The sequence below is a fragment of the Halobacillus sp. BBL2006 genome, from assembly GCF_000786645.1.
GTDB lineage: Bacteria > Bacillota > Bacilli > Bacillales > Halobacillaceae > Halobacillus.
Genome location: NZ_JRNX01000835.1, coordinates 1 through 2,191, shown reverse-complemented (window position 1 = coordinate 2,191; position 2,191 = coordinate 1). Strand labels below are relative to the sequence as shown.

Genomic DNA, 2,191 nt, shown 5'->3' with positions numbered 1-2,191 from the left:
GATCAGCTGCGTATCTGTATAAGAGAACAAGCGCCCTTGAAGCAGTGGGTCATTGGTAAAGTCGATCCCTGGTACTACATGGCCTGGGTGGAAGGCTACTTGCTCCGTTTCAGCAAATACGTTGTCCACATTGCGGTTCAACGTCATTTTACCGACAATCTCAACAGGGACATCTTCCTCCGGCCATAGTTTCGTAGGATCGAGCAGATCAAAATCGAACTTGAACTCATCCTCTTCAGGAATTACCTGGATTCCCAGTTCATACTCAGGATAGTCGCCTTCTTCGATAGAATTCCATAAATCTCCTCGGTGGAAATCAGGGTCTTTTCCATTAATTTTCTGCGCTTCGTCCCAAACGATAGAATGTGTTCCAAGCACCGGCTTCCAATGGAATTTCACAAAGAATGATTCGTCTTTGGCATTCACTAGACGGAAGGTGTGAACTCCGAACCCTTCCATCATTCGGAAGCTACGAGGAATGGCGCGATCCGACATCGCCCACATCACCATATGAGCAGACTCCTGATTATTCGCGACAAAATCCCAGAACGTGTCGTGAGCAGAAGCCGCTTGTGGCATCTCATTGTGCGGTTCAGGCTTCAATGCATGGACGAGATCCGGAAACTTCACTGCGTCCTGAATGAAAAATACAGGTATGTTATTTCCTACTAGATCATAGTTGCCTTCTTCTGTGTAAAATTTCGTAGCAAATCCACGTGCATCTCGGACTGTCTCTGCCGATCCACGGTTCCCTGCAACGGTCGAGAAACGTACAAACGTAGATGTCTTCTTCGATGTATCTGTTAAAAAGTCAGCTTTTGTGTATTTTTCCATTGATTTATAAAGTTCAAATTCACCATGTGCAGCAAAACCTCTTGCGTGTACAATACGCTCAGGAATTCGTTCATGGTCAAAGTGGGTCATCTTTTCACGGAAGTGGAAATCTTCCATTAATGTCGGCCCACGTTCACCTGCTTTTAGAGAAAATTCATCTTCAGCAACCTTTGTGCCTTGATTTGTCGTCAGCTTCTTGCCTTTGTCATCTACTCGATCTTCCTCGAGCTGTTCATCTTTCTTCGTTTTGCGCTCATGGCTTTGATCGCTCACATGAGTTCCTCCTTTAAAATCATTATTCTTAAATATTAAATTTAAAGTGAACACATGATATGTACCACACTGTGACAAAATTTAAACTTTTCTTACAAAATAAACCACTATCGAAAGAGGATAGCCTCTTCGATAGTGGTTTTATCAAATCAATCATTATGGTAATTGAGTTGTTCCCATCATGTAACGGTCACACTCACGGGCTGCTTCGCGTCCTTCGTTGATTGCCCAAACGATCAAGCTTTGCCCACGACGCATGTCTCCTGCAGCAAATACTCCATCGATATTAGTTGTGTATTTGCCATATTGAGCAGCGACATTTGTTCGTACGGTTGTTTCGACACCCATTTTCTCAATTAAATCTTGTTCCGGTCCACTGAAACCAATGGCTAGTAATACAAGATCTGCTGACCATACTTTCTCCGTACCTGGAATTTCCGTACGCACTTTGTTGCCATTTTCATCATAGGAAAGTGCAACATTGATCGTGTGTACTTCCTTCACACGACCGTTTTCATCACCAACGAATTTTTTCGTCATGACTGCGTAAGCACGCGGGTCATCGCCAAACGTCGCTTCCGCTTCCTTCTGCCCATATTCAACTCTATGAATAACCGGATATTGCGGCCAAGGATTCACTTCATTATCACGAACCGAACCTTTTTTATCATAGATATCGAACTGGGTCAGACTTTTACAATTGTGTCTCATGGACGTTGACATACAGTCTGTACCGGTATCTCCTCCACCGATAACGATAACGTCTTTCCCTTTGGCACTGATATAGTTGCCGTCTTCATGATCAGAGTCAAGCAAACTCTTCGTATTCGAGTGCAAGAAATCCATAGCATAGTGAATGCCTTTCAGGTTACGTCCATCCACTTCAATATTACGTGGTACTGTCGCTCCGCCACAAAGAACCACCGTATCATATTCTTCCCGCAGTCTTGATACAGGATAGTCACGGCCAACCTCTGTGTTGGTCATGAATTTAATTCCTTCTTCTTTAAGGATGTTCACTCGGCGTTCCACAACGGAATAAGGCAGCTTCATTTCAGGAATTCCGTAAGTGAGCAACCCGCCG

Annotated in this window: 2 protein-coding genes; both read right to left on the bottom strand. The window is 44.0% G+C overall.

The window, feature by feature from the left end; all coding sequences use genetic code 11:
- Positions 1-1,107: catalase (locus LD39_RS20230; protein ID WP_035552815.1), on the bottom strand; the 1,107-nt coding region annotated here is incomplete at its 3' end.
- A gap of 156 nt (positions 1,108-1,263) precedes the next feature.
- Positions 1,264-2,191, bottom strand: a 928-nt coding sequence (locus tag LD39_RS20225) for a glutamate synthase subunit beta (protein WP_035552814.1), incomplete at its 5' end; no start/stop codon positions are given.